22 protein-coding genes, 1 tRNA gene and 1 rRNA gene are annotated in these 24350 nt (G+C 65.4%); 20 read left to right on the plus strand and 4 right to left on the minus strand.

Going from position 1 to position 24350, the window contains the following annotated elements:
- The first annotated feature begins 23 nt into the window (after positions 1 to 23).
- The 11 genes from folB (at position 24) to cls (ending at position 8830) form a co-directional block, all read left to right on the plus strand.
- A complete protein-coding gene (gene folB / locus IWX78_RS09260; RefSeq protein WP_334684654.1) occupies positions 24 to 431 on the plus strand; it encodes a dihydroneopterin aldolase in 408 nt (135 codons plus the stop codon).
- Complete coding sequence (gene folK, locus IWX78_RS09265) at positions 428 to 964, plus strand: 2-amino-4-hydroxy-6-hydroxymethyldihydropteridine diphosphokinase (protein ID WP_334684655.1); 537 nt, start codon at positions 428 to 430, stop codon at positions 962 to 964. Before folB ends, folK begins: the two co-directional genes overlap by 4 nt.
- The gene (locus IWX78_RS09270) at positions 961 to 1434 is read left to right on the plus strand and encodes a DUF3180 domain-containing protein (RefSeq protein ID WP_196833222.1); all 474 of its coding nucleotides are present in this window, start codon (positions 961 to 963) and stop codon (positions 1432 to 1434) included. Before folK ends, IWX78_RS09270 begins: the two co-directional genes overlap by 4 nt.
- Positions 1397 to 1984 (plus strand): PH domain-containing protein, encoded by a 588-nt coding sequence (locus tag IWX78_RS09275; protein WP_334684656.1) that lies wholly within the window; start codon positions 1397 to 1399, stop codon positions 1982 to 1984. Before IWX78_RS09270 ends, IWX78_RS09275 begins: the two co-directional genes overlap by 38 nt.
- Entirely contained in the window at positions 1981 to 3699 is a 1719-nt protein-coding gene (locus IWX78_RS09280) for a PH domain-containing protein (RefSeq protein ID WP_196833223.1), read from the plus strand. Before IWX78_RS09275 ends, IWX78_RS09280 begins: the two co-directional genes overlap by 4 nt.
- Complete coding sequence (locus IWX78_RS09285) at positions 3696 to 4451, plus strand: Rossmann-like and DUF2520 domain-containing protein (RefSeq protein WP_196833224.1); 756 nt, start codon at positions 3696 to 3698, stop codon at positions 4449 to 4451. The genes IWX78_RS09280 and IWX78_RS09285 overlap by 4 nt, the downstream gene beginning before the upstream one ends.
- Positions 4448 to 5308 carry a pantoate--beta-alanine ligase gene (panC, locus tag IWX78_RS09290; RefSeq protein ID WP_196833225.1) on the plus strand — a complete coding sequence of 287 codons (861 nt, stop codon included), beginning with the start codon at positions 4448 to 4450 and terminating at the stop codon, positions 5306 to 5308. Before IWX78_RS09285 ends, panC begins: the two co-directional genes overlap by 4 nt.
- Positions 5309 to 5375: 67 nt before the next feature.
- Entirely contained in the window at positions 5376 to 6899 is a 1524-nt protein-coding gene (lysS, locus tag IWX78_RS09295; RefSeq protein WP_196833226.1) for a lysine--tRNA ligase, read from the plus strand.
- A 13-nt stretch (positions 6900 to 6912) separates the two neighbouring features.
- Positions 6913 to 7059 carry a hypothetical protein gene (locus IWX78_RS09300; protein ID WP_196833227.1) on the plus strand — a complete coding sequence of 49 codons (147 nt, stop codon included), beginning with the start codon at positions 6913 to 6915 and terminating at the stop codon, positions 7057 to 7059.
- 33 nt (positions 7060 to 7092) lie between these two features.
- Positions 7093 to 7296, plus strand: coding sequence for a hypothetical protein (locus IWX78_RS09305; RefSeq protein ID WP_196833228.1), 204 nt, complete (start codon positions 7093 to 7095; stop codon positions 7294 to 7296).
- A 73-nt stretch (positions 7297 to 7369) separates the two neighbouring features.
- The gene (gene cls / locus IWX78_RS09310; RefSeq protein ID WP_196833282.1) at positions 7370 to 8830 is read left to right on the plus strand and encodes a cardiolipin synthase; all 1461 of its coding nucleotides are present in this window, start codon (positions 7370 to 7372) and stop codon (positions 8828 to 8830) included.
- A 3-nt stretch (positions 8831 to 8833) separates the two neighbouring features.
- On the opposite strand, the gene IWX78_RS09315 is transcribed toward cls, so the two are convergent.
- Positions 8834 to 9058, minus strand: a complete 225-nt coding sequence (locus IWX78_RS09315; protein WP_196833229.1) for a helix-turn-helix domain-containing protein — start codon at positions 9056 to 9058, stop codon at positions 8834 to 8836.
- Positions 9058 to 9675: a hypothetical protein gene (locus tag IWX78_RS09320; protein WP_196833230.1), complete on the minus strand. Its 618-nt coding sequence runs from the start codon at positions 9673 to 9675 to the stop codon at positions 9058 to 9060. Before IWX78_RS09320 ends, IWX78_RS09315 begins: the two co-directional genes overlap by 1 nt.
- Positions 9676 to 9786: 111 nt before the next feature.
- Between IWX78_RS09320 and IWX78_RS09325 the strand changes: the two genes are divergently transcribed.
- On the plus strand, positions 9787 to 10515 hold the full coding sequence (locus IWX78_RS09325; RefSeq protein ID WP_196833231.1) for a ZIP family metal transporter: 729 nt from the start codon (positions 9787 to 9789) through the stop codon (positions 10513 to 10515).
- Between the two features lie 156 nt (positions 10516 to 10671).
- Positions 10672 to 13200, plus strand: a complete 2529-nt coding sequence (locus IWX78_RS09330) for an ATP-dependent Clp protease ATP-binding subunit (protein ID WP_196833232.1) — start codon at positions 10672 to 10674, stop codon at positions 13198 to 13200.
- 72 nt (positions 13201 to 13272) lie between these two features.
- Here the strand turns inward: IWX78_RS09330 and IWX78_RS09335 are convergent, their stop codons facing one another.
- Complete coding sequence (locus IWX78_RS09335) at positions 13273 to 14202, minus strand: Ppx/GppA phosphatase family protein (RefSeq protein WP_196833233.1); 930 nt, start codon at positions 14200 to 14202, stop codon at positions 13273 to 13275.
- A gap of 36 nt (positions 14203 to 14238) precedes the next feature.
- Here IWX78_RS09335 and IWX78_RS09340 point away from each other — a divergent pair, with 36 nt between their 5' ends.
- The 4 genes from IWX78_RS09340 (at position 14239) to IWX78_RS09355 (ending at position 21107) form a co-directional block, all read left to right on the plus strand.
- On the plus strand, positions 14239 to 14754 hold the full coding sequence (locus tag IWX78_RS09340; protein WP_196833283.1) for an amino-acid N-acetyltransferase: 516 nt from the start codon (positions 14239 to 14241) through the stop codon (positions 14752 to 14754).
- Positions 14755 to 15117: 363 nt separating this feature from the next.
- A complete protein-coding gene (locus IWX78_RS09345; protein WP_196833234.1) occupies positions 15118 to 19971 on the plus strand; it encodes an ExeM/NucH family extracellular endonuclease in 4854 nt (1617 codons plus the stop codon).
- Positions 19972 to 20058: 87 nt separating this feature from the next.
- Positions 20059 to 20679, plus strand: coding sequence for a hypothetical protein (locus tag IWX78_RS09350; protein WP_196833235.1), 621 nt, complete (start codon positions 20059 to 20061; stop codon positions 20677 to 20679).
- A 29-nt stretch (positions 20680 to 20708) separates the two neighbouring features.
- On the plus strand, positions 20709 to 21107 hold the full coding sequence (locus IWX78_RS09355) for an SseB family protein (protein ID WP_196833236.1): 399 nt from the start codon (positions 20709 to 20711) through the stop codon (positions 21105 to 21107).
- A gap of 8 nt (positions 21108 to 21115) precedes the next feature.
- On the opposite strand, the gene radA is transcribed toward IWX78_RS09355, so the two are convergent.
- Positions 21116 to 22474 (minus strand): DNA repair protein RadA, encoded by a 1359-nt coding sequence (gene radA / locus IWX78_RS09360; RefSeq protein ID WP_196833237.1) that lies wholly within the window; start codon positions 22472 to 22474, stop codon positions 21116 to 21118.
- Between the two features lie 101 nt (positions 22475 to 22575).
- Here radA and IWX78_RS09365 point away from each other — a divergent pair.
- The 3 genes from IWX78_RS09365 to IWX78_RS09375 all read left to right on the plus strand — a co-directional run.
- Positions 22576 to 22665, plus strand: a tRNA-Ser gene (locus IWX78_RS09365).
- Positions 22666 to 22785: 120 nt separating this feature from the next.
- On the plus strand, positions 22786 to 23685 hold the full coding sequence (locus tag IWX78_RS09370) for a hypothetical protein (RefSeq protein WP_196833284.1): 900 nt from the start codon (positions 22786 to 22788) through the stop codon (positions 23683 to 23685).
- A 590-nt stretch (positions 23686 to 24275) separates the two neighbouring features.
- Positions 24276 to 24350, plus strand: a 16S ribosomal RNA gene (locus tag IWX78_RS09375); the annotation flags it as partial.

Raw genomic sequence — 24350 nt, forward strand, 5'->3', positions numbered from 1 at the left:
ACCCGCACCGTAGAGTGGGCTCTGTGACTACCGGCGACACCATCACCCTGACCGGGCTCCGGGTGCGCGCGCACCACGGCGTCTATGACTTCGAGCGCGAGAGCGGCCAGGAATTCGTTGTCGACCTCGTCGTCGGCATCGACCTGCAGCCTGCGTCGACGAGCGACGACGTCACCACGACGATCCACTACGGCGAACTCGCCGAGAGTGTGGCCGCGGCCGTCGCATCCGACCCCGTCGATCTCATCGAGACGGTCGCTGAACGCGTCGCAGCTCTCGTTCTCGCCTACCCGGCGGCGCTGAGCGTGCGCGTCACCGTCCACAAGCCGGATGCCCCGATTTCAGTGCCATTCGACGATGTCGCGGTGAGCATCCTGCGATTCGCTGACGTCGACGTCGACGCTGGCAGCCTGCGGGCCGGACCATCGTGACTCCGGTTCCGAAACCCCACATCCACCCGCCGGTTCGAGGGTTGCGCGGCGAACGGGCGGTGCTGGCGTTTGGGAGCAACCTGGGCGATCGAGAGACGACGATCCGCGCCGCCGTCGCCGCACTGCCCAGGCACGGCATCCGGGTGGCCGCCCTGTCGACGTTGGTCGACTCGGTCGCCGTCAAACCGGGCGGGGAGGATGCCACAGCGCCCGGCTACCTCAACGGCGTCGCGCTGGTGCGTACAGCGCTCGATCCCCATGCCCTCCTCAGGGTCGTCAACGCCATCGAGGTGGATTTCGGCCGGGTGAGGGCCGAACGCTGGGGAGACCGGACGCTCGACATCGACATCATCACCTTCGGCAGCCTGCAGGTCGACGAACCCGACCTCGTGCTCCCGCACCCCCGCGCCGCCGAGCGCGCCTTCGTGCTGACGCCCTGGCTGGAACTCGACCCTGAGGCCGTTCTTCCCGGGGTGGGACGTGTCGCCGACCTGAGTGCAGAGCTGGCAAAGCGTTCGGGGACCGACGCGTGAACCGAACGCGTGCCACCCCGCTGATCGGACTCGCGGTGCTGGGATTCGTTGCCGGGTTCCTGCTCGAATACGGTGTGGAGGCGTTCGGGCGCGCCCTGATCATTCCGCCGATCACCCTCCCGCTCACCCTGCTCGCCGCGGCAGCGATCGTGCTGGGCTTCGCCATTCCGATCCGGCGGACGGTGACAGGAAAGCGCGTCGCCCGGATCGATCCGTTCCAGGCCATGCGGGTCGTTGTGCTCGCCAAGGCATCCAGCCACGTGGGCGCTCTCCTCACCGGAGTCGGTCTCGGCGCCGTGATCTACTTCTCGACCCGCCCCGTGCTGCCCGCGCTAGGCTCGATGTGGCTCGCGATCGCCACCTGCATCGGCGCTGCCGTGCTGACAGCCGCTGGGCTCGTGGCCGAACACCTCTGCACCCTGCCGAAGGACGATGATGACGACGCACCCGGACGACCCAACGACTCCTGAGTCGATCAGTTCACCAGCGTCACCGCTGCCGACACCTCCGCCGCAGGAGAATCCGGCCGCGGAAGCGCCACGCCGTCCGGACTTCAGCGCGGGGGACTGGCGTCGCGTCTCTCCGAAATACGTCGTCGTCGACCTCATCGGCGCCGCCATCTTCGCGGCCGTGATCGTCGCAGCGGCGATCGTGTTCGCTGTCGTCTTCGAGCAGGCCTGGCAATGGTGGGTGATGTCCGCGCTGTTGCTGGCGATCCTGATCGGGGCAGCATTCACCCCGCGTCGCATCCGGTCGATCGGGTACCAGCTCCGGCAGGACGACCTGCTGTTCCGTCGCGGGATCATGTGGACGAGAATCGTCGCGGTTCCCTACGGGCGCATGCAGCTCATCGACATCAACCGCGGCCCGGTCGCCCGTGCGTTCGGACTCGCCGAACTGAAGTTCGTGACAGCGTCTGCGTCGAGCGCCATCGTGCTCCCCGGGCTTCCTGAGACGGAAGCCGAGGAACTGCGCGACCATCTCGTCACCGTCGCCGAGAGCAGGCGGACCGGCCTATGACCGGCGAACCGGATGCCGCGGCCCTGCCGGCCGACGAGCTCGTTCCCCACCCCGGCCAGCAGTCTGCCGGCCAGCAGCCGGCCGGCCGGCCTTCCGATCCTCGTCGCAGCCTGACGGACGGGGAGTGGCACCGGCTGCACCCGGCCACTCCGCTGCTCCGCGGAGGCATCGCCTTCCTGGCCATCACCGGTTTCGTGATCGCCAACCTGCGTGAGAGGCTCCTCGAGTTCTTCGTGCCGGGGGCGGGGGAGTACGACCCCGATGACTACGACCCTCTGACCTACGTCTGGGAGCACGGATTCATCGGTTTCGCGCTCCTCGCCGTGCTCGTTGTGTTGTTGATCGTGATGGCCGCGTTCTTCGTGTCATGGCGCATGCACACCTTCCGAGTGACGGACGAGGCCGTTGAGGTGCGCAGCGGGATCCTGTTCCGCACCCACCGCAAGGCAAAACTCGACAGGATCCAGGGCGTCAGTATCTCCCGGCCGTTCCTGCCTCGGCTGTTCGGTGCCGCCAAGATGGAGGTCAGCGTCGCCGGTCAGGATGCCAGCGTCAAGCTCGAGTACCTCTTCTCGCGCGACGCCGACGACCTGCGCCGCGACGTGCTGACTCTCGCGTCAGGAGTCCGTCTCGCCGAGCAGGGACTCGCTCCGGCGCCGACCGTCGGTCCTGACGGCGTCGTCGGAGCGAACGATCCGGCGATCAGCCGGGTCGTCAACGAACGGGTCAACGAATTTCTGGCGCCGGAACTCGATCCATCGGCGGCACCGCCCGAATCCGTCGTGCGCATCCCCATTCCCCGCCTCATCGGTTCCACGATCCTGGGCTGGGGCACGGTGTTCATCGTCGTACTCGCCGTCGTCATGATCGTCTCGCTGGTGAACGGCGCCGTCTGGGCGTTGTTCTGGTTCGTGCCGAGCGTCATCGGCATCGTCAGCTACTTCTGGACGACCGTGACGAAATCCCTGCGGTATTCGATCGCCGGAACGCCGTCGGGAGTCCGGATCGGATTCGGACTGTTCTCGACCAGTAACGACACCCTCCCACCCGGCCGTGTGCACGCCGTGGAGATCTCGCAATCGATCCTCTGGCGCCCGTTCGGCTGGTGGCAGGTCAAGATCAACAAGGCCGGCCTGTCTGCCGAGGCCGCAGCAGGAGGAAAAGGCAACACGACGGTGCTCCCGGTCGGCACCCTCACCGATGTGGCCCGCGTGGTCGAACTGCTCCTCGGTTCCGTCTCCACCATCGATCTGCATGACGAGCTCGACCGCGCCATCCGCGACCCCGGCCACTCGGGCTTCGTGCTCGCGCCGCGACGGGCCCGCTGGCTGGACCCGTTCGCCTGGCGACGCACGGGCTACGCCCTCCACGATGGGCTGCTCCTGTTCCGGCGCGGTGTCGTCTGGCGCAAGATCGACCTGCTCCCGCTCGCGCGCATGGTGAGTTTCGCGGTGTCCCAGGGCCCCGTCGAACGGATGCTCCGTCTTGCGTCCGCCCGCGCCCACACCGTCATCGGCCCGATCACTGCGACGCTCCCGGTGATCGGAACGGCTGAGGCCGTCCAGCTGTTCGGCGACGTCTCAGCCGGCATCGTTGCGGCCTCGCGCGCCGATCACAGCCACCGCTGGGCGGAGAACCGCGCGGAAAGCACGGGAACGGTCCTCCCAATCCCACCTCCGGCGGCACACGCCGACCCCGAAACAGGGTTGCGATGAGCGGTCGGGCCGGACGCCTCGGCATCGGCATCATCGGGGCAGGAAAGGTCGGGCCGGTTCTCGGTGCAGCGCTTGCCGGAGCCGGGCACGCCATCACCGGTATCAGTGCCGTATCGGATGAGAGTCGTGACCGTGCGGAAGCGATGCTCCCGCAGGTGCCCGTTCTCGACATCCCGAGCATCGTCGAGCGCAGCGAACTCGTTCTCATCGCCGTACCTGACTCCGAACTCGAGTCGCTTGTCGCCGGGCTGGCCGCGACATCCACCTGGCAGCCAGGTCAGCTCGTCGTGCACACCGCTGCGGCATTCGGTGTGGCCGTGCTCGCACCTGCCCAGGCGCTCGGCGCGATTCCGCTGGCCATTCACCCCGCCATGGACTTCACCGGAACGAGTATCGACATCTCCCGTCTCGCCGAGAGCTGGTTCGCCGTCACCGCACCTGCCCCCGTGCAGCCGATCGGGCAGGCCCTCGTCGTCGAGATGGGTGGTGAACCGGTGATCGTCGCAGAGACCGACCGCGCCGCGTACGCCGAGGCGATCGACATCGCGACGGCGTTCTCCCGGTCGATCGTCGCGCAGGCCGCCGGCCTGCTCTCGGGAATCGGTGTCGAGCATCCCGGTGGATTCCTCTCCTCGCTCGTGCGGTCGTCCGTCGACAACGCCCTGCAGGATGCCGGTCGTCCGCTGGTCGAGCCAGGAGCCTTCGGTCTCGACGACGACGGAGCGACGCCGACCGGTACCATCGGTGAGTGACGAACAGTATCGCTGACATCCGTTCAGGCATCGCCGAAGCCCGCAGGGAGGCGATCGCGAACGGAATCGCAGAACCTCGAGTCGTGCTCGTGCCGACCATGGGAGCGCTGCACGACGGACACCTCGCCCTCGTCGACCGCGCGGCCGAACTCGGCGACATCGTCGTGGTGTCGATCTTCGTCAACCCGCTCCAGTTCGGGCCGAAGGAAGACCTCAGCAGCTATCCGCGCACCCTCGAATCCGACGTGGCCCGGCTGGCCGACCGCGGGGTCACGCTGGTGTTCTCCCCGTCGGGTGACGACATGTACCCGGACGGGGATGTCTCCGTCCGGGTCAGGGCCGGTGACATCGGAACGAGGTACGAGGGGCGGACGCGCCCCGGGCATTTCGACGGGGTGCTCACCGTCGTGGCGAAGCTGTTCCACATTCTCAGACCGGACGCAGCCGTCTTCGGTGAGAAGGACGGCCAGCAGCTCTTTCTCGTCCAGCGGATGGCGCGCGACCTCAGTTTCGATGTCGAGGTCCATGGCGTCGAGACCGTCCGGGCCGACGACGGACTCGCGCTCTCGAGTCGTAACGTCTACCTCGATGACGCCGAACGGCGCTCGGCGCGCGTTCTCCCCGCCGCTCTCGACGCTGCCGCTGCCGCTGGCGACCGCGGCATCGACGCCGTCGTCGCCGCCGCGCAGTCGGTGATCGTCGGAGAACCGAGGGTCGAACTCGATTATCTGGCCGTCGTGGACCCGGCGACGTTCCTGCCCGTCGACGGTGACCACCATGGCAAGGCCGTCGTGCTCATCGCCGCGCGGGTCGGCACCACGCGGCTCATCGACAACCGCAGGATCTTCGTCAACTGACGCGGTGAGGGCCACCGCCTCTGCCCCGTAAACTGGGACGACCCCACAAGGAGACGTTTTTTCGATCATGACAGCCCCCACCGCAGAGCAGGCCACGCCGGCCGAGCCGACCGCAGACGAGATCTTCGAGCAGAAGGCCGTTCGACTGGCCAAGCGGGAGCGGTTGAACGAGCTCGCGACCGACGCGGCCGGAGGTGCCTACCCGGTCGCCGTGCCGATCACCACGACGATCCCCGCGGTGCGTGAGGAATACGGATCTCTCACGGCAGACGAAACCTCCGGTGTCGTCGTCGGCGTCGCCGGCCGGATCGTCTTCCTCCGGAACACCGGCAAGCTCTGCTTCGCCAGTCTCCAGTCCGGCGACGGCAGCCGTATCCAGGCCATGGTCTCGCTCGCTGAAGTGGGTGAGGAGTCCCTCGCCCAGTGGAAAGACCTCGTCGACCTCGGCGACCACCTCTTCGTCTCCGGCGAGGTCATCTCGAGTCGTCGGGGCGAGCTGAGCATCATGGTGGCGGAGTGGACGGTCGCGTCGAAAGCGATCCTCCCCCTGCCAAACCTGCACAACGAACTCAGCGAGGAGAGCCGGGTCCGCAGCCGATACCTCGACCTCATCGCGCGTGACCAGGCCAGGCAGAACGTGATCAACCGGTCGAAGACGGTTGCCAGCCTCCGCCGTACCTTCACCGATCGCGGATACCTCGAGATCGAGACCCCGATGCTGCAGGTGATGCACGGCGGAGCATCCGCCCGCCCGTTCGTCACCCACTCGAACGCGTTCGACACCGACCTCTTCCTCCGCATCGCTCCCGAGCTCTACCTCAAGCGAGCGATCGTCGGAGGTATCGACCACGTTTTCGAGATCAATCGCAACTTCCGCAACGAGGGTGCCGACTCGACCCACAGCCCCGAGTTCGCCATGCTCGAGGCGTACGAGGGCTACGGCGACTACAACTCGATCGCCGAGCTCACGCAGACTCTCATACAGGATGCCGCGCTCGCAGTCGCCGGGTCGCACACCGTCACCTGGGCAGACGGCACCGAATACGACCTCGGCGGTGAGTGGGACCGGATCTCCATGTTCGACAGCCTGTCGGAGGCCGTCGGTCGCCCGATCACGCCGTCGACCCCTCTCGAGGAGTTGAAGAAACTCGCCGACCGCGAGGGTATCGTCGTGCCGCACCCGATCCACGGCAAGTACGTCGAGGAACTCTGGGAGCACTTCGTCAAGGGCGGCCTCGTCCGCCCCACCTTCGTGCTCGACTTCCCCGTCGACACCTCCCCACTCGTGCGCGCCCACCGGTCCGTCCCCGGTGTCGTCGAGAAGTGGGACCTGTACATCCGCGGCTTCGAACTCGCCACCGGCTACTCGGAGCTCGTCGACCCTGTCGTCCAGCGTGAACGCTTCGTCGAGCAGGCGAGGCTCGCAGCCGGAGGCGACGTCGAGGCGATGCGTCTCGACGATGAGTTCCTCCGCGCCCTCGAGCACGGCATGCCGCCGACCGGTGGGATGGGAATGGGCATCGACCGGCTCATGATGGCGCTCACCGGGCTCGGAATCCGCGAAACCATCCTCTTCCCGCTCGTCAAGTGAACCAGGTGCCCAGATGAACGACTACCTTCCCAAGAGCGAGCTCGACCCCCAGGACCCGAAGAAGCCTTCGACCAACCGGATCATGGTGTGGATCGTCGTCTCAGGCGTCGGGTTGTACCTCGTGATCTCCGGCATCGTCGGCATCGTCACTGCAGGCTGACCCCCAGCCTCGCCGGGGTACTCTTAACTCGTCATGGACAATTTCTGGTTGAACGCGCTCTGGTCGGTCGTCCCGACCATTCTGGTCGGTCTCGTCTTCTGGGTCGTCATGCGTGGGATCATCCGCGCGGATCGTGATGAGCGTGCTGCATACGCGGCGCTCGAGGCCGAAGAGCGCGCGAGGCTCGGGCTTCCCCCGGCACCGGTCACGGGCCCGGGCGGTTCGGTCGAGGGCTAGTCCGCGCGGCACCCGTTAGGCTGGCAGCATCCTCCCAGACGACAGGAGCCGGTGCGTGGATCTTGGTGCCGTCCTGGCCGCTGTCTTCACGGACTGGTGGGTCGTTCCCTTCTTCGCGATCGACTTCGTCATTCGGGTGATCGCCGTGATCGTCGTGCCGCGTAACCGCCGTCCGACCGCAGGGATGGCCTGGTTGCTCGCGATCTTCCTGATTCCCTATGTCGGCGTCCTCGCTTTCGTGCTCATCGGCAACCCGAAGCTCCCACGCAAGCGACGCAAGATCCAGGACGAGATCAACGGCTTCATGAAGATCGCCGCGGACTCCCTGCCGGCGCAAGATCTCCAGCCGGGTGCGCCTGACTGGCTCAAATCGCTGGTCACCCTCAACCGGAATCTCGGAGCGCTTCCGGTGCTCGGCGGCAACGAAGCCACCCTCCTCGGCGACTACAACCGGACACTGGCGTCGATGACCGACGCCATCGACGGGGCGAAGCGGGTCGTGCACGTCGAGTTCTACATCCTCAGCCTTGACGACACCACCGCCGCGTTCTTCGACGCGATGGAGCGCGCCATCCAGCGCGGCGTCACTGTTCGGGTCTTGCTCGACCACGTCGCCAACCTTCGATCGAAGGGTTACAGGAAGACAAAGCGGCGCCTCGCCGACATGGGCGCCGACTGGCACCTCATGCTTCCGCTCCAGCCCTGGCGGGGCAAATATCAGCGCCCCGACCTCCGAAACCACCGCAAGATCCTCGTGGTCGATGGCGTCGTCGGTTTCATGGGATCGCAGAACGTCATCGACCGCAGCTACAACAAGCGCGGGAACCTGCGGCGGGGATTGCAATGGCAGGAGCTCGTCGCCCGGGTCGAGGGCCCCGTCGTCGGTGGAATCGATGCGATCTTCGTCAGTGACTGGTACAGCGAGACAGGCGAGCTGCTCTACCGTGACGTCGATGTCACCGATCCCGACCTCGAGAACGGAGACCTCGACTGTCAGGTCGTGCCGAGCGGTCCTGGCTTCTCCGGCGAGAACAACCTGCGCCTCTTCCTCGGGCTGTTGTATGCAGCGCAGAAACGCATCGCGATCACGAGCCCGTACTTCGTGCCAGATGAGTCGATGCTCTACGCCGTGACGACCGCCGTGCAGCGCGGCATCCCTGTCGACCTCTTCGTTTCTGAGATCGGGGACCAGGCGCTCGTCTACCACGCACAGCGGTCGTACTACGAGGCGCTGCTCCGTGCCGGCGTACGAATCTATCTGTACCCCGCCCCGTACATCCTGCACGCGAAGCACTTCACGATCGACGACGAGGTCGCCGTGATCGGATCGAGCAATATGGACATGCGGTCGTTCGGCCTCAACATGGAGGTGTCATTGCTTGTGCGCGGTGCCTCGTTCGTCGATGACATGCGCGCCGTCGAGGACGAGTACCGGCTCAAGAGCCGGGAGCTCACACTGGACGAGTGGCTGAAACAACCGCTGCGGTCCACGGTGCTCGACAACCTCGCCCGTCTCAGCTCTGCACTTCAGTAGGCGTCAGTCCAGGACGAGAAGGTCGCCCACCTCGCAGTCGAGTGCGCGGCAGATCGCCCGTAGCGTCGAAAACCGGATCGCACGTGCCCGGTCGTTTTTGAGGACCGACAGGTTCACGACGCTCACGCCGACTCGCTCACTCAACTGCGTCAGGGTCATCGACCGCGCAGAAAGCAGCTCGTCGAGTCGGCAGTGGATGCCCGTCGGCTCGTCATCCGCCCCGCCCACTAGACCAGTCCGTCCGTCTCACGCTGCAGGCGCTCCCCGACAGCGAATGCCATAGCGACGAGGGCGAGGACGAAGCCGATGACGAACGGTGTGGAATCGATGTGCATCATCATCGGGAACGCGGTGCCGATGGGATCGCGGTTGAGCTCGGTTGCGACCTGGAAGTTCCCGAAGCCGTAGAGGGCCTGGCCGATCATGCCGCCGGCAAGGACGACGACGGAGAGCGCGGCGACGAGCCGGCCGAGCGCACGCACGAACGGGCGCCCGGCGAGCAACTGACGGCAGAGGACGACGACAGCAATCGCGATCATCACCTGCACGAGGGTGAGGAGGAGCATCCCGCTTCCGAGGAGCAGGCGGGCGGCCATGCTCAGGCCGTCGACCGTCAACTCGGCGAAGGTCGTCTCACCACTCGTGACGGATGCCGGTCCGTCGGTGGCGACATCGGCCACAGGCAGACTCACCGGCTGCGTGACCGCGACCGTGTCGTTGGTGAGGGTCTGCACGAACCCGAAGAACCCCCAGACGAGACCCCAACTGGCGAAGAGAACGCCGAGGACGGAGAGCACTCTCAGCGAGATGGTGTCCAGCATGGTGGACCGTGTCTGATTCTTCATTCGATCACCCAACCGATTATCGATAATAACGAATATCGATACGTTAGGCGCTCGCCCGCCCCACCGTCAAGTGTGGAGATCGAATCGGGCCAGCGGGCCTAGTCTGGCCGCATGGCTGGATGGTTGGCTCTCGGTGCCGGTGCGCTCGCGGGTGGCGCGCTGCTCGTTGGCGCGTTCATCGCGTGGTTCGTCGACGTCCCCAGGCGGGTGGTGGCAACGGTAATGGCCTTCGGCTCCGGCGTCCTTATCTCTGCGCTCGCATTCGACCTCGTCGCGGAGGCCGCTGAACTGGGGGGATTCTGGCCGGCGATGATGGGATTCATCGCGGGTGCCGTCGTCTACGTCGGCGCGAACCTGCTCCTCGACCGGGCGGACGCCCGCAACCGTCGCGGTGCGGGGGAGTCGCCTGGCACCGGAACGGGGATCGCCGTCGGCGCCCTGCTCGACGGCATCCCTGAGACGGCCGTCCTCGGCCTGAGCATGGTCGCAGGTGGCCAGGTCTCGATCCCGGTGCTGGTCGCCATCGTGATCTCGAACCTGCCGGAGGGGCTCGCATCGACAGCGGAACTGAAAGCATCCGGGCGTGGTGCCCGCTATGTCTTCCTGCTGTGGACGGGCATTGCCGCCGCATGCGCCCTGTCGTCGTTCGGCGGATTCGTGCTGCTCGAGGATGTGTCGGTGGGTGTGACGGCATTTGTCACGGCGATCGCCGCCGGCGCGATCCTCGCCATGATCTGCGACACGATGATCCCTGAAGCGTTCCGCGATGCCAAAGCGTTCACCGGACTCATCGCAACGCTGGGTTTCTTCGTCAGCTTCGGGGTGCATCAGTTGAGCTGAGCGCGGTTGCTCACAGGGTGAATGCGGCTGCCGTCCGAGCAGAGCGGTGGCTGCGTGGCTTCGCGCCGTGAGCGAACACCGGCCTATTCAGGAGCTGCGGTGGTTACTCTTTTTGTACGGCACCCCCATCCCTGCCCGGTTGCCCAAGGAGCGAACATGTTTGAGAGATTTACCGACCGCGCCCGTCGCGTCGTCGTCCTGGCCCAGGAAGAGGCCAAGATGCTCAACCACAACTACATCGGCACAGAGCACATTTTGCTCGGCCTCATCCACGAGGGTGAAGGCGTCGCAGCGAAGGCCCTCGAATCGCTCGGAATTTCGCTGGACGCCGTCCGCGAGCAGGTCCAGGACATCATCGGCCAGGGCCAGCAGCAGCCGACCGGTCACATCCCGTTCACGCCCCGCGCCAAGAAGGTGCTCGAGCTGTCGCTGCGCGAGGCACTGCAGCTCGGCCACAACTACATCGGCACCGAGCACATCCTGCTCGGCCTCATCCGCGAGGGTGAAGGCGTCGCCGCACAGGTCCTCGTCAAGCTCGGTGCGGACCTCAACCGGGTGCGTCAGCAGGTCATCCAGCTCCTGAGCGGATATCAGGGCAAGGAGACCGCGGCCGTCGGCGGCAACACGACCGAGACGACCGCGCAGGGCGGATCCCAGATCCTCGACCAGTTCGGGCGCAACCTCACCCAGGCCGCGCGTGACAACAAGCTCGACCCCGTGATCGGTCGCGAGAAGGAGATCGAGCGGGTCATGCAGATCCTCTCCCGCCGGTCGAAGAACAACCCGGTCCTGATCGGTGAGCCCGGCGTCGGCAAGACCGCCGTCGTCGAGGGTCTCGCCCAGGCTATCGTCAAGGGCGAAGTCCCCGAGACCCTCAAGGACAAGCAGCTCTACTCCCTCGACCTCGGTTCGCTCATCGCCGGAAGCCGCTACCGCGGTGACTTCGAAGAGCGACTGAAGAAGGTCACCAAGGAGATCCGCACCCGCGGCGACATCATCGTCTTCATCGACGAGATCCACACGCTGGTGGGAGCGGGAGCAGCTGAAGGCGCGATCGACGCCGCCAGCATCCTCAAGCCCCTCCTCGCCCGTGGTGAACTGCAGACCGTCGGCGCGACGACGATCGACGAGTACCGCAAGCACTTCGAGAAGGATGCCGCGCTCGAGCGCCGGTTCCAGCCGATCCAGGTCGCTGAGCCGTCTCTTCCGCACACGATCAACATCCTCAAGGGGCTCCGCGACCGGTACGAGGCGCACCACAAGGTGTCCATCACCGACGGTGCGCTCGTCGCAGCGGCGAACCTTGCCGACCGATACGTGGCCGACCGGTTCCTGCCCGACAAGGCGATCGACCTGATCGACGAGGCCGGCGCACGCCTGCGTCTGTCGATTCTCTCGAGCCCGCCCGAGCTCCGCGAGTTCGACGAGAAGATCTCGGTCGTCCGTGGAGCCAAGGAGACGGCGATCGAGGACCAGGACTTCGAGAAGGCGGCATCGCTGCGAGACGAGGAGAAGAATCTCCTCGGAGAGCGCCTGCGCCTCGAGAAGCAGTGGCGTTCAGGAGATGTCAAGACCACGGCTACCGTCGACGAAGGTCTCATCGCCGAGGTACTCGCCCAGGCCACCGGCATCCCGGTCTTCAAGCTGACCGAAGAGGAGTCCTCGAGGCTCGTCTTCATGGAGAAGGCGCTGCACCAGCGTGTCATCGGCCAGGAAGAAGCCATCTCGGCGCTGTCGAAGACCATTCGGCGCACCCGCGCGGGACTCAAGGACCCGAAACGTCCTTCCGGCTCGTTCATCTTCGCCGGCCCGACCGGTGTCGGAAAGACGGAACTGGCCAAAGCGCTCGCCGAGTTCCTGTTCGACGACGAAGACGCGATCATCTCGCTCGACATGAGCGAGTACGGCGAGAAGCACACGGTTTCGCGACTGTTCGGTGCTCCTCCCGGATTCGTCGGCTTCGAAGAGGGCGGGCAGCTGACCGAAAAGGTCCGCCGCAAGCCGTTCAGCGTCGTTCTCTTCGATGAGATCGAGAAGGCTCACCCCGACATCTTCAACTCCCTGCTCCAGATTCTGGAAGAGGGCCGGATGACGGACGGTCAGGGTCGACTCGTCGACTTCAAGAACACCGTGATCATCATGACCACGAACCTCGGATCCAAGGGCATCGCCGGCGGACCTGTCGGGTTCCAGGTCGAGGGTGACACCACGGCGACGTACCAGATCATGAAAGCCAAGGTCAACGAGGAGCTGAAGAAGCACTTCAAGCCCGAGTTCCTCAACCGCGTGGACGACACCATCGTGTTCCCGCAGCTGTCGAAGCCCGAACTGCTTCAGATCGTCGACCTCTTCGCCAAGCGGCTGAGCGACCGACTTCTCGACCGCGACATGACGATCGACCTGACGCTCGCGGCGAAGGAACGTCTCATCGAGGTCGGCTTCGACCCCGCACTCGGAGCGCGTCCGCTGCGTCGCGCCATGCAGAACGAGGTCGAAGACCGACTGAGCGAGCGGATCCTGCACGGCGAGCTCAACTCAGGTGACCACATCCACGTGGACTTCGCCAACAACGAGTTCGTGTTCGACACGAAGCCGCGCGGCGAAACCGTCGGAGCCGGACTGAACGCCGGTCGTTCGCTCGGCACAGGAACGGCGACGCCTGACCTGGCGATCACCAGCGAGTAGCTCACACTCGAAGACAGGGCCGGGGAAATGATTCCCCGGCCCTTTTTCTCTGCCCTGATGACGTCGTTGCCGTCAGTCGACGAGGCGATCGAGATACCGCAGCAGGATGCCCTCGCGTGTGGCCCACGGGCAGACGTCGAGTTCGCGAACGCCGAACGCGGCCATCGCCTCACTGAGGACGATGCCTCCTGCGACGATCTGGAAGGTCCTGTCGGTCGTGATCCCCGGAAGGGCGGGGCGGGAGTCGGCGGGGATACGTGCAAGACGCGGCACCCAGTCGTCCAGTCTGCCGCGGCGCAGGGTGAGCCGGTCGTCGTCGCCGACACCGTCAGCGACGGAACCGGCGAGACGGGCCAGGGACCGGATGGTCTTCGACGATCCGACGATCTGGCCCGGTTTTGCGAGGTGAGAAAAGGCACGTTTCGCTTCGTCGAGGACACCGCGGGCATGGTCGCGCAGCGCGTCCTGCTGTTTCTCGGTGGGCGGGTCCTCGTGGAGGAACCCGATCGTCGACCGGCCGGCGCCGAGTGGAAGCGAGAGGGCGACATCCGGTTCCTCGTCCTCGCCCATCGCGATCTCGAGCGACCCGCCACCGATATCGAACAGCAGAACGTTGCCGGCCGACCAGCCGTACCAGCGCCGCACCGCGAGAAAGGTGAGCCTGGCTTCCTCCTCGCCGCTGAGGACCTGCAGGTGCAGGCCGGTCTCCTTCTCGATGAGCGCGAGGACCTCCGGCCCGTTCGCCGCTTCACGGATCGCGGAGGTCGCCATGGGGAGGAGCTCGTCGAGGTCACTTTCCCTGGCGATCCTCGCGGCGTCGCCGACACCGGCGACGAGCAGTGAGATGCCCTCGTCCGTGATCGCCCCGTCCTCGTCGATGTACCGCATCAGCCTGAGCACGGATTTGTGCGACGACTGGGCGACCGGGCGGGCGCCACGGTGTGCATCGACGATGAGCAGATGGACGGTGTTGGATCCTACATCGAGCACTCCGAGTCGCATTCGAACAGGGTACCGCTCGGTAGGCTGGCGGTCATGATGTCTTCTGCGAAGCCCGGCTTTGTCATCCGCCGTGCGCGCACCTCGGATGTCGCCGCCATCCGTGCCCTGATCGAGCCCCTCGTGCAGGAGCGCATCCTGCTGGGCAAGGAACGGGTCGTCTTCTACGAGTCGGTCCAGGAGTTCCGGGTCGCAGAGACCCCGGATGGCACGATCATCGGTTGCGGGGCCCTCCACGTGATGTGGGAGGACCTCGGCGAGGTGCGGACGCTCGCCGTCGATCGGGGCTGGCTCGGCGCCGGCGTCGGACGTGCTCTCCTCGAGCGTCTGGAAACGGATGCCAGAGAGCTGGGACTGTCGCGCCTCTTCTGCCTCACCTTCGAGGTCTCGTTCTTCACGAGGAACGGGTATGCCGAGATCGGAGACGGCGTCATCGATCCCGAGATCTACTCCGAGATGGTGCGTTCCCCCGACGAAGGTGTCGCCGAGTTCCTCGACCTGGCGCGGGTGAAACCCAACACGCTCGGCAACTCACGCATGCTCAAGAGCCTCTGACGCCGTCAGCGACGGGCTGTACGGATCGTGCGCGTCGCGAGCCGCGTTCATCCGTCTCATCTGCCGGGTAACCCGCCCCATAACGACTCTTCAGGACGGACGAACTGTTCACCGGGAGCGAGAAGCGGGTGCGCGACCCGAAGTGACCGCCTGACCACGTGCATTGTCGTGCTCATTTGTTGGCCCTCTTGTGAGGGTCACAGGCTGCGGATAGCTTTTTACCCACTGTTTACTCTTCGGGTGAGTGAGTGTCACACGGTGTCCCTAGCCTTGCTGGGTCGTCGTTACTTTCCCCGGTCAGTGCCGCGATGAGGCGCACTGCCGGTGCGCCGCATTCATCCCTTGTCAAACTTCGGGAGACCAATGTTGCTGTCCAAGCGCCTCTGGCGCACCACCGCCATCGCATCCCTGCTCGGACTCGCGGCCGCACCCCTCGCGGTGCTTCCCGCGTCCGCCAACACAGACGGGACAGGGGTGGTGATCAACGAGGCGTACCTCTCCGGAGGCAGCGCTGGGGCGGCATATAACGACAAGTTCGTCGAGCTGTACAACCCGACGAATGCAGCGATCGAACTTTCCGGGTGGTCGCTCCAGTATCGGTCGGCCACGGGCACCGAGGCGTTCAACGGTGTTGCAGCACTCGCCGGCTCGATCCCCGCTGAAGGGTACTTCCTCATCGGGATTGCAGGAAACGCTGACAACGGCGCCGACCTGCCGGCCCCTGACGTGACGGCCGGGATCAATCCGAGCGGTACGAAGGGCTCCATCGCCCTGGTGTCGTCGACCACGGCGATCGCCCCGGCCGCAGGCTCGACCGTCGGAAACACCGATGTCATCGATCTGATCGGCTATGGCACGACGAACACCTTCGAAGGCGCGGCAGCAACTGCTCCGACAAGCAACACCGACGTCAAGAGTTTGAACCGCACGGCATTCGCCGACACCGACAGCAACGCGGCAGACATCACGCTCTCGGCGACGATCACGCCTCAGAACGCGGCGGGCACCGCGACCGAACCCACCGACCCGCCAACCGACCCCGAGGAGCCGACGGATCCCCCGGCCGAACCCGGAACCTTCAGCATCGCTGAGATCCAGGGAACCTCAGACACGAGCGGCAAGGTCGGCGATACCGTCACCACCACAGGCGTCATCACCGCCGCCTATGCGACCGGTGGTTTTCAGGGCTACTACCTCCAGACCGCCGGGACCGGAGACTCCGTCTCAGGACAGACGGCATCCGACGCGCTCTTCGTCTACTCACCGGCCACAGCGGCATCCGTCGCCATCGGCCAGTACATCGAGATCACCGGTGTGGTGTCCGAGTACTTCGGCCTGACCCAGGTCACCGTCGCCGACACGTCCGGACTGACCCAGCTCGACGCGTCAACCGTCGGCGCACCGGTTCCTGCCGTCATCGGGTACCCGGGAGACGACGCCGCGCGCGAGAAGTTCGAGGGCATGCTCATCGCTCCGACCGGGGACTTCACCGTCACCGACGTGTACTCCACCAACCAGTACGGCGAAATCGGCCTGGCGGCAGCAGGCACCCCGCTGGTCAACCCGACCGTGCTCGGAGCCCCCGGCTCTCCGGCCCATACGGCCGCCACCGCCCGGTTCGCGTCAGAACTCGTCACCCTCGACGACGGTTCCAGCGTCAACTTCCTCAGCACGGCGAACCAGGGAGCGAACAAGAACATCCCCCTGCCGTACCTGTCGACCGACGCGCCCGTGCGTGTCGGAGCCGCGACCACGTTCACGACGCCGGTCATCCTCGACTACCGCAACAGCAGTTGGAAGTTCCAGCCGACCGAGCACCTCACGGCTGACAACGCCGACGAGGTCCAGCCGGCCACGTTCGAGAACACCAGGACTGCTGCGCCTGAGGACGTTGGTGGCGACATCACGCTCGCGACCTTCAACGTGCTCAACTACTTCGCGACCACAGGAGCCGACCGCTCCGGCTGCACGTTCTACACCGACCGCGCAGGCAACAACATCACGGTGAACAACTCGGATGCTGCCGGTTGCGGTGTGCGCGGAGCAGCAGATACGGAAAACCTCGCCCGTCAGCAGGCCAAGATCGTCACGGCGATCAACGCTCTCGACGCCGATATCGTCTCGCTCGAGGAGATCGAGAACTCGGCTGCTGTCGGCAAGGACAGAGACTACGCTCTCGGAATTCTCACCGACGCCCTCAACGCAGATGCAGGCAGCGACGTCTGGTCGTTCGTTCCGTCACCGGATGCCGTCCCCTCGAACGAAGACGTCATCCGCACCGCCTTCATCTACAAGGCGGCGTCTGTCGAGACCGTCGGTGAGAGCCGGATCCTGATCGACTCGCCGGCATTCGGCAACGCCAGGGAGCCTGACGCACAGGCATTCCGCGCGGTCGACGGCGCGGCATCCGACACCTTCCTCGTCATCGCCAACCACTTCAAGTCGAAGAGCGGCTCAGGAGCAACCGGAGACAACGTCGACAGCGGTGAAGGCGCATACACCGGCGACCGCACCCGCCAGGCTGCTGCTCTGGTCGACTTCGCTGACGAACTCAAGACCGAATTCGACACCGGACGGGTGTTCCTCGTCGGTGACTTCAACTCCTACGCCAAGGAGGCCCCGATCGGAGTGATCGAGGCAGCAGGGTACGTCAACCAGGGCGCCAAGACCGGCGAGGAGACCTACGCGTTCGGCAAGGCCATCGGTTCACTCGACTACGTCTTCGCCTCCGAGGAGGCCAACGAGCAGGTCGTCGGGGCCGACATCTGGAACATCAACTCGGTCGAATCGATCGCACTGGAGTACTCGCGGTACAACTACAACGCCACGAACTTCTACGAGGCAGACCAGTACCGGTCGAGCGACCACGATCCGATGATCATCGGTATCGACGCCAGCGCCACCACGTCGATCGTCAACCTGCTGAACATCAACGACTTCCACGGCAGGATCGACGCCAACACGGTCAAGTTCGCCGGCACGATCGAGTCGCTGAAAGCCCAGTTCGGTGAAAACCAGTCGCTGTTCCTCTCCGCAGGCGACAACATCGGCGCGTCGCTCTTCGCATCGTCATCGCTGTTCGACCAGCCGACGATCGACGTTCTCAACGCCCTCGGACTGGCGGCTGCCGCCGTCGGCAACCACGAGTTCGATCAGGGTTACGACGACCTCGTCGACCGGGTCATGAACGACGGCGCCAACGCGCGGTTCCCCTACCTCGGTGCGAACGTGTACCTGGAGGGGACGACGACACCGGCACTCGAGGAGTACGCGATCTTCGATGTCGACGGTGTCGACGTCGCAGTGATCGGCGCAGTGACCGAGGAGACACCCACCCTCGTCTCGCCGGACGGCATCGCGGACCTGGCGTTCGGTGACCCCGTCGAAGCGGTGAACCGCGTGACAGCGCAGCTCACAGACGGGAACGAGTCGAACGGCGAAGCCGATGTGATCGTTGCCGAATACCACGAAGGAGCCGGCGCGGGAATCCCGGACGGCTCGACTGTCGAAGAGGAGATCCTGGCCGGAGGTGCCTTCGCGGACATCGCCACCAAGACCAGCGCTGAGGTCGACGCGATCTTCACCGGTCACACGCACAAGCAGTACGCGTGGGATGTCCCGATTCCCGGAACCGACGGCGAGACCCGCCCGATCCTCCAGACCGGGAGCTACGGTGAGAACGTCGGTCAGATCACCCTGACCGTCGACAACGCGACCGGCGACGTCACTGACTACGACGCACGAAACGTGGCTCGTCTGGCGACAGCTGACGCCGACCTCATTGCGGCATACCCGGCCGTCGCCGAGGTCGACCGCATCGTGAAGGCCGCCATCGCCGAGTCGAACGTCATCGGCAACCAGGTCATCGGAAACGCCACGGCACCGATCACGACCGCATTCGCCAACGGAGTGCGCGATGACCGGGCGTCGGAGTCCACCCTCGGGAACTTCGTGGCCGACGCGCTCGTCGAATCGCTGAAGTCCGAAGACCGGGGAGGAGCCGAGATCGGTGTCGTCAACCCGGGCGGGCTGCGGGCCGACCTGGCCGCTGGCGACATCACCTACGCCCAGGCAAACGCAGTGCTGCCGTTCCTCAACAACCTGGGAACGACATCTCTCACCGGTGAGCAGTTCAAAGAGCTGCTCGAACAGCAGTGGCAGACGAACGCTGATGGCAGCATCCCGTCCCGTCCGTACCTGCAGCTCGGCCTGTCCGACAACGTGTCGTACACCTTCGACCCGACGAGGGCGCAGGGGGACCGCGTGACGAGCATCACGGTGAACGGCGCAGCCATCGATCCGGCAGACAGCTACCGGATCGGAACGTTCAGCTTCCTTCTTGCCGGTGGCGACAACTTCCGCGTCCTGACCGAAGGCACGGACCTTCGCGACTCGGGTCTCGTCGACCGGGACGCCTGGATCGATTATCTGACGGCCAACAGCCCGGTCTCACCGAGCTTCGACCGTCGGTCCGTTCAGGTGACCGGGATCCCGACGGCTCCGGTGGTCGAGGGAAGCACTGTGACACTGAACCTTGCGAAACTCGACCTCACGTCGACAGGAAGCCCGGTGAACACCTCGGTGACTGCGGCGATCAACGGAACGACCGTCGCAACAGCGCCGGTCTCGGCCGGTGCCGCCACGGTGTCGTTCACGGTTCCGGCCGGCAGCGGTGCGAAAACCCTGACGGTGGTTGCGGCGGAATCAGCGACGACCGTCACGGTTCCGCTGACCGTGGCTGCGGCGCCGACGCCGGCACCAGACGATGAGATCACCGAGGCGATCAGGGACCTGATCAAGGTTCTCGACGCTCTGGTGCAGGGCAAGCCGATCGCCATCCAGCTCGCGCTGGAGTGGATCGGCAAGTGGGTCACCGTCTGGCTGCACTCCGAGCCGGTGATGATCAGCGACGGTCTCGTCCAGGTGGATGCCGACGGTCAGGTGACCGTCACGGTGCCAGCAGACGCGCCAATCGGTGATCACCGTCTCGTCGTGCTCGACGCCGACGGCAACGTGATCTCGTGGTCCGAGGTCAGCGTCGTCGCGGCGGCACCCGGAGATGCCGACGGCGGCGACCCGGATGCTGCCGCCGGCCCCGGTCGCTCCGGCTCACTGAGCGCCACCGGAAGCGAAATCACCCCGTCCCTGCTGCTCGCCCTCGCCCTGCTCCTCGCCGGAGCAGGAACGGTTGTCGCGAGTCGCCGACGCCGGGCCTGAGAACAGCGAAGACGCGCGGAGGGAAGCAATCGCGACCCTCCGCGCGTCTTCGTCTGTCGGCGGCCGAGCGCTGGTTATCCTGAAGCCATGTCGACGAACGAGCACCACGGTCGCGAACCGAGCAGCGTCTACGTCCGCCGCCGCCTGTGGGTGCTTGCCGGTTTTCTCGCGGTCGTCGCGATCGTCGCCCTGGTGATCTGGAAGCCGGGGTCGACATCCGGAGCCGAACCCGAACCGACACCGACGGCAAAGCAATCGGCATCAGCCACCCCGGGCCCGTCAGCCGATGCCGGAGAGGTCGGGGACTGCAGCGCGGATGGTGTCTCGGTCGAAGCGCTCACCGACAAGAGCAACTATGCCGCCGGTGAGACACCGCTGCTCTCGCTCCGCATCACCAACACCGGCGACGCCGCCTGCAGCATCAACGTCGGCACTGCCGCCCAGGTCTTCACGATCACGAGCGGCAGCGACACGTACTGGACGTCGACCGACTGCCAGCTCGAACCGGCCGATGCAATCGTGGAACTCGAGGCAGGACAATCGGTCGAATCCACGGCCCCGATCTCCTGGGACCGCACGCGGTCCACGCCGTCGACGTGCGAAGGCGAGCGCCCCGCCGTACCCGCGGCCGGTGCGTCGTACCACCTCGCGACATCCGTCGACGGGATCGCCAGTGAGGTGTCGAAACAGTTCATCCTCGTCGGCTGAGTCCCGGGCAACCGTCGCGTTCTGCGAATATGGTAGCCATGTCGAAAAAGAAGCAACCGTCGTTCCGCTCCCCGCTTCTGGCTGAGGCGCTCGAGCACCAGGACATGGCCGCCGTCGCCTTCGCGCTTCGCAACGACCGCGTGGTCGTGCCGTTGCTCTCGGCCGGTGCGACGGACAAACCGACCGATGCCGGTGAGATCTGGACCTACAAGCAGCCCGAAACGGGGCGGCTTGCTCTGCTCCTGTTCTCCGACGCCGCGAACAAGCCGGAGGCGCTGCCGCCGGTTGTCGGTTTGCAGGACGGCGTCTGGCTGCACACGTTCCTTCGGACCCACGGGTCCGAGATCGAGACCGTCTTCTTCGACATCGCCGGTCCGCACCCGATGCAGTCGACCCCCGACGAACTCCTCCGCGTCCTCGCGCTTTGACCATCGGGTCAGAAGACCGCGTCGAGCTCCTTGTCGAACGACGACCCGGCCGCCTTCTTCGCGGTGTCGAGCGCCTCGCGGATGCCGCCGGCAGACGCATCGACGATCGTGCGGTACCCGAGACGAGTCGCCTCGGCGCGGCGCTGACGCGCTGCGGTCACCGGGCGGACCTCACCGGCGAGGGAGATCTCACCGAACGCCGCAAAATCGTGCGGCACGGGATAGTCCGCTGCGGCCGACGCGATGGCGATGGCGATGGCAAGGTCTGCTCCCGGTTCGGTGAGGCGCACCCCGCCAACAGTCGAGACGTAGACGTCCTTGTCGTGGAGCTTGATCCCCGCGCGCTGGGCCAGAACCGCGAGAAGCATCGCGACCCGCGACGAGTCGACGCCGTTCGTGACCCGGCGTGGGTTGGGCACCGAGGTGTCGAGGACGAGCGCCTGGACCTCGACAGGAAGGGCGCGTTTTCCTTCCATCGACACCGTCACGCATGTTCCGGACACCGCGGCGCCGCGGCTGAGGAAGAGGGAGCTGGGGTCGGAGACTTCGGCGATCCCATCACCGGTCATCTCGAAGCAGCCGACCTCATCGGTCGGACCGAACCGATTCTTGAGCGCCCGGACGAAGCGCAGTGCGGTGTGACGGTCGCCCTCGAACTGGCAGACCACGTCGACGAGGTGTTCGAGCAGTCGCGGACCGGCGATGGTGCCGTCTTTCGTCACGTGTCCGACGAGGAGCACGGGAAGCGCCCGTTCCTTCGCGATACGGATGAGGGTCTGCGCCACCTCGCGGACCTGGCTCGGCTGGCCGGCGATTCCGTCGGACATCGCGCTCGACACCGTCTGCACAGAATCGACGATCAGCAGCTCGGGTTTGACCGCGTCGATCTGACCGAGCACGACCCCGAGGTCGGTCTCGGCTGCGAGGAAGAGGTTGTCGCTCAGTGCGCCCGTCCGGCGGGCGCGGAGCTTCACCTGGTTCACGGATTCTTCGGCGGTGACGTACAGGACCCTCGACTTCGCGCGCGCCGCCTTTGCGGCGACCTCGAGCAGCAGGGTGGATTTGCCGACGCCGGGTTCGCCCGAGAGCAGGATGGCGGCGCCCGGCACGATTCCGCCGCCGAGCACGCGGTCGAATTCGTCGATCCCGGTGGGCCAGTGCGCGACGTCCGATTCAGCGATGTCGGTGATCGGCCGGGCCGACCGGTCGGTGGGGACCGAAGATGCGGTAAGCCTCTGGACGATGCCGGTCTCGGTGGCCACGTCGACGACGGTGCCCCACTGCTGGCATTCGCCGCACCGACCGGCCCATTTCAAGGTCTGCCAGCCGCATTCGGTGCATTTGAAGGTTGAGGTCGGCTTTGCCATGAACTGAGCTTAACCGCGACCGCTGACAGGGCGGCGGCACCGTAAGGGCTGGGGAGAAGACGGATTCGCGCGTACCCGGTGATTCAACTACACTCGACGGCGGTGGCGTGTCCGAGCGGCCGAAGGAGCACGCCTCGAAAGCGTGTGAGCGTGAGAACGTTCCGTGGGTTCAAATCCCACCGCCACCGCCATAGAAAGCCCCCTGCTTCGTCTCGAACAGGGGGCTTTCTGCTGCTCCAGCACCACGGGGGAGCGGGACGCACGGGGAGCCACCCTATTTCGTCGTCGCCTCCGCCTATACTGGCGCCGTGATGAACGCTGCCCCTGTACTCGGTCTCCTTCTCGACGTCGACGGCCCGATCGCGAGCCCGGTCTCGAGGAGCGTGGCCATTCCGAGCATCCCGCGAGATCTCGTCGAACTCGCCAACGGCGGCATTCCGATTGCATTCAACACCGGGCGTTCAGATGCCTTCATCCGTGATGAGGTGGTTCCGCAGCTGCTCACGGCCGGACTGTCTGCCGATGCCCGGGTCTGGGCGATCTGCGAAAAGGGTTCCGTCGTCGTGCGGATCACCCCGGACGGACTCGGTGACGTCGAGGTCGATACCGATCTGGCGGTGCCGCAGGCATACGGCGACGCCATCCGCGATCTCGTCGCGCGCTCCTATGACGACATCGTGTTCTTCGACGAGACGAAGCGGGCGATGGTTTCGGTGGAGCAGCGGCTCGATGTCTCCGCAGAACAGTTCTCCTCCCGTCGGGATGCCTTCGATGCCGACGCGGCCCGTGAACTCGAAGTCCAGGGCCTGGGGTACGAGTGGGGAATGACCGTGAAGACGGATGCGGCCGGCAACGCCCCGTACCGCATCGATCCGACGATCATCTCCACCGACATCGAGTCGGTCCGACTCGGTAAAGACCTCGGAGCGAGCAAGCTGCTTGCGCTACTCGCTGCCGACGGGCGACCGCTGCCACGCGCCTGGCGCACGCTCGGTGATTCGCGAACCGATTACGCCATGGCCGACTGGCTGCACGAGCACGGCTACGACGTCGTCCACGTCGACGTTCGTCCGGCGGACGGTGTGCCCGAAACGGCGTACCCGGTGCGCCACCACGCCGAACTCATCCACGACGATGCGGGCGCGCTCTACCTGGCCGCGTGGGTGCGGATGCTGCGTGGCGAGTCGGCAGACGACAACGACGTCGCCTGAGCCGGTTTCTCGCGGAATTCCGCGGACTCCCGGCCCGACACGCCCGGCGTGCGACCGCAATTTGCGGGGCATCCGGGATGTGCGTAAAGTAATCACTCGTCACCCCAAAGGTGCGGCAGAGCGGAACAGCTCGCCGGCCTCATGCGGGACCAATCCCAGGTAAAAGAACAGGCGCTCTTGAGTGTCGGCGTTCACTGCCTTAGGATATAAAACCTCCACTCGAAGAAGCTGAAGAAATTCAGTCGCTCGTTTTGGTGCGCCGACTTCGCGTCGGAGCCGAAAATCGCTCGATTTGACAAGAACTTCGAGAGTGGTAAGTTAGAGAAGTTGCCCTGCGGAGCAGCCCGGGAGGGTGAAAAGCAGGAGCATCCGATCCTTGAGAACTCAACAGCGTGCACAATGTCAAATGCCAAATACCCGTCGGCTTGATCTTTTTGGTCAGGTCGCGGATTCCTTTGGAAAACATTTAAACAACAAAGCAAGTCAGTAATGATTTGTTCTGTCAGTTTCAAACTCGCGGTTTCTGGACCTATTCCGGTTCGTTATCGCAAACAATGTGCCGGCCGCTTTGGTGGTCGTGCAATTAAACATTTACGGAGAGTTTGATCCTGGCTCAGGACGAACGCTGGCGGCGTGCTTAACACATGCAAGTCGAACGATGATCC

This window comes from Mycetocola sp. CAN_C7 (assembly GCF_015752285.1).
GTDB lineage: Bacteria > Actinomycetota > Actinomycetes > Actinomycetales > Microbacteriaceae > Mycetocola_A.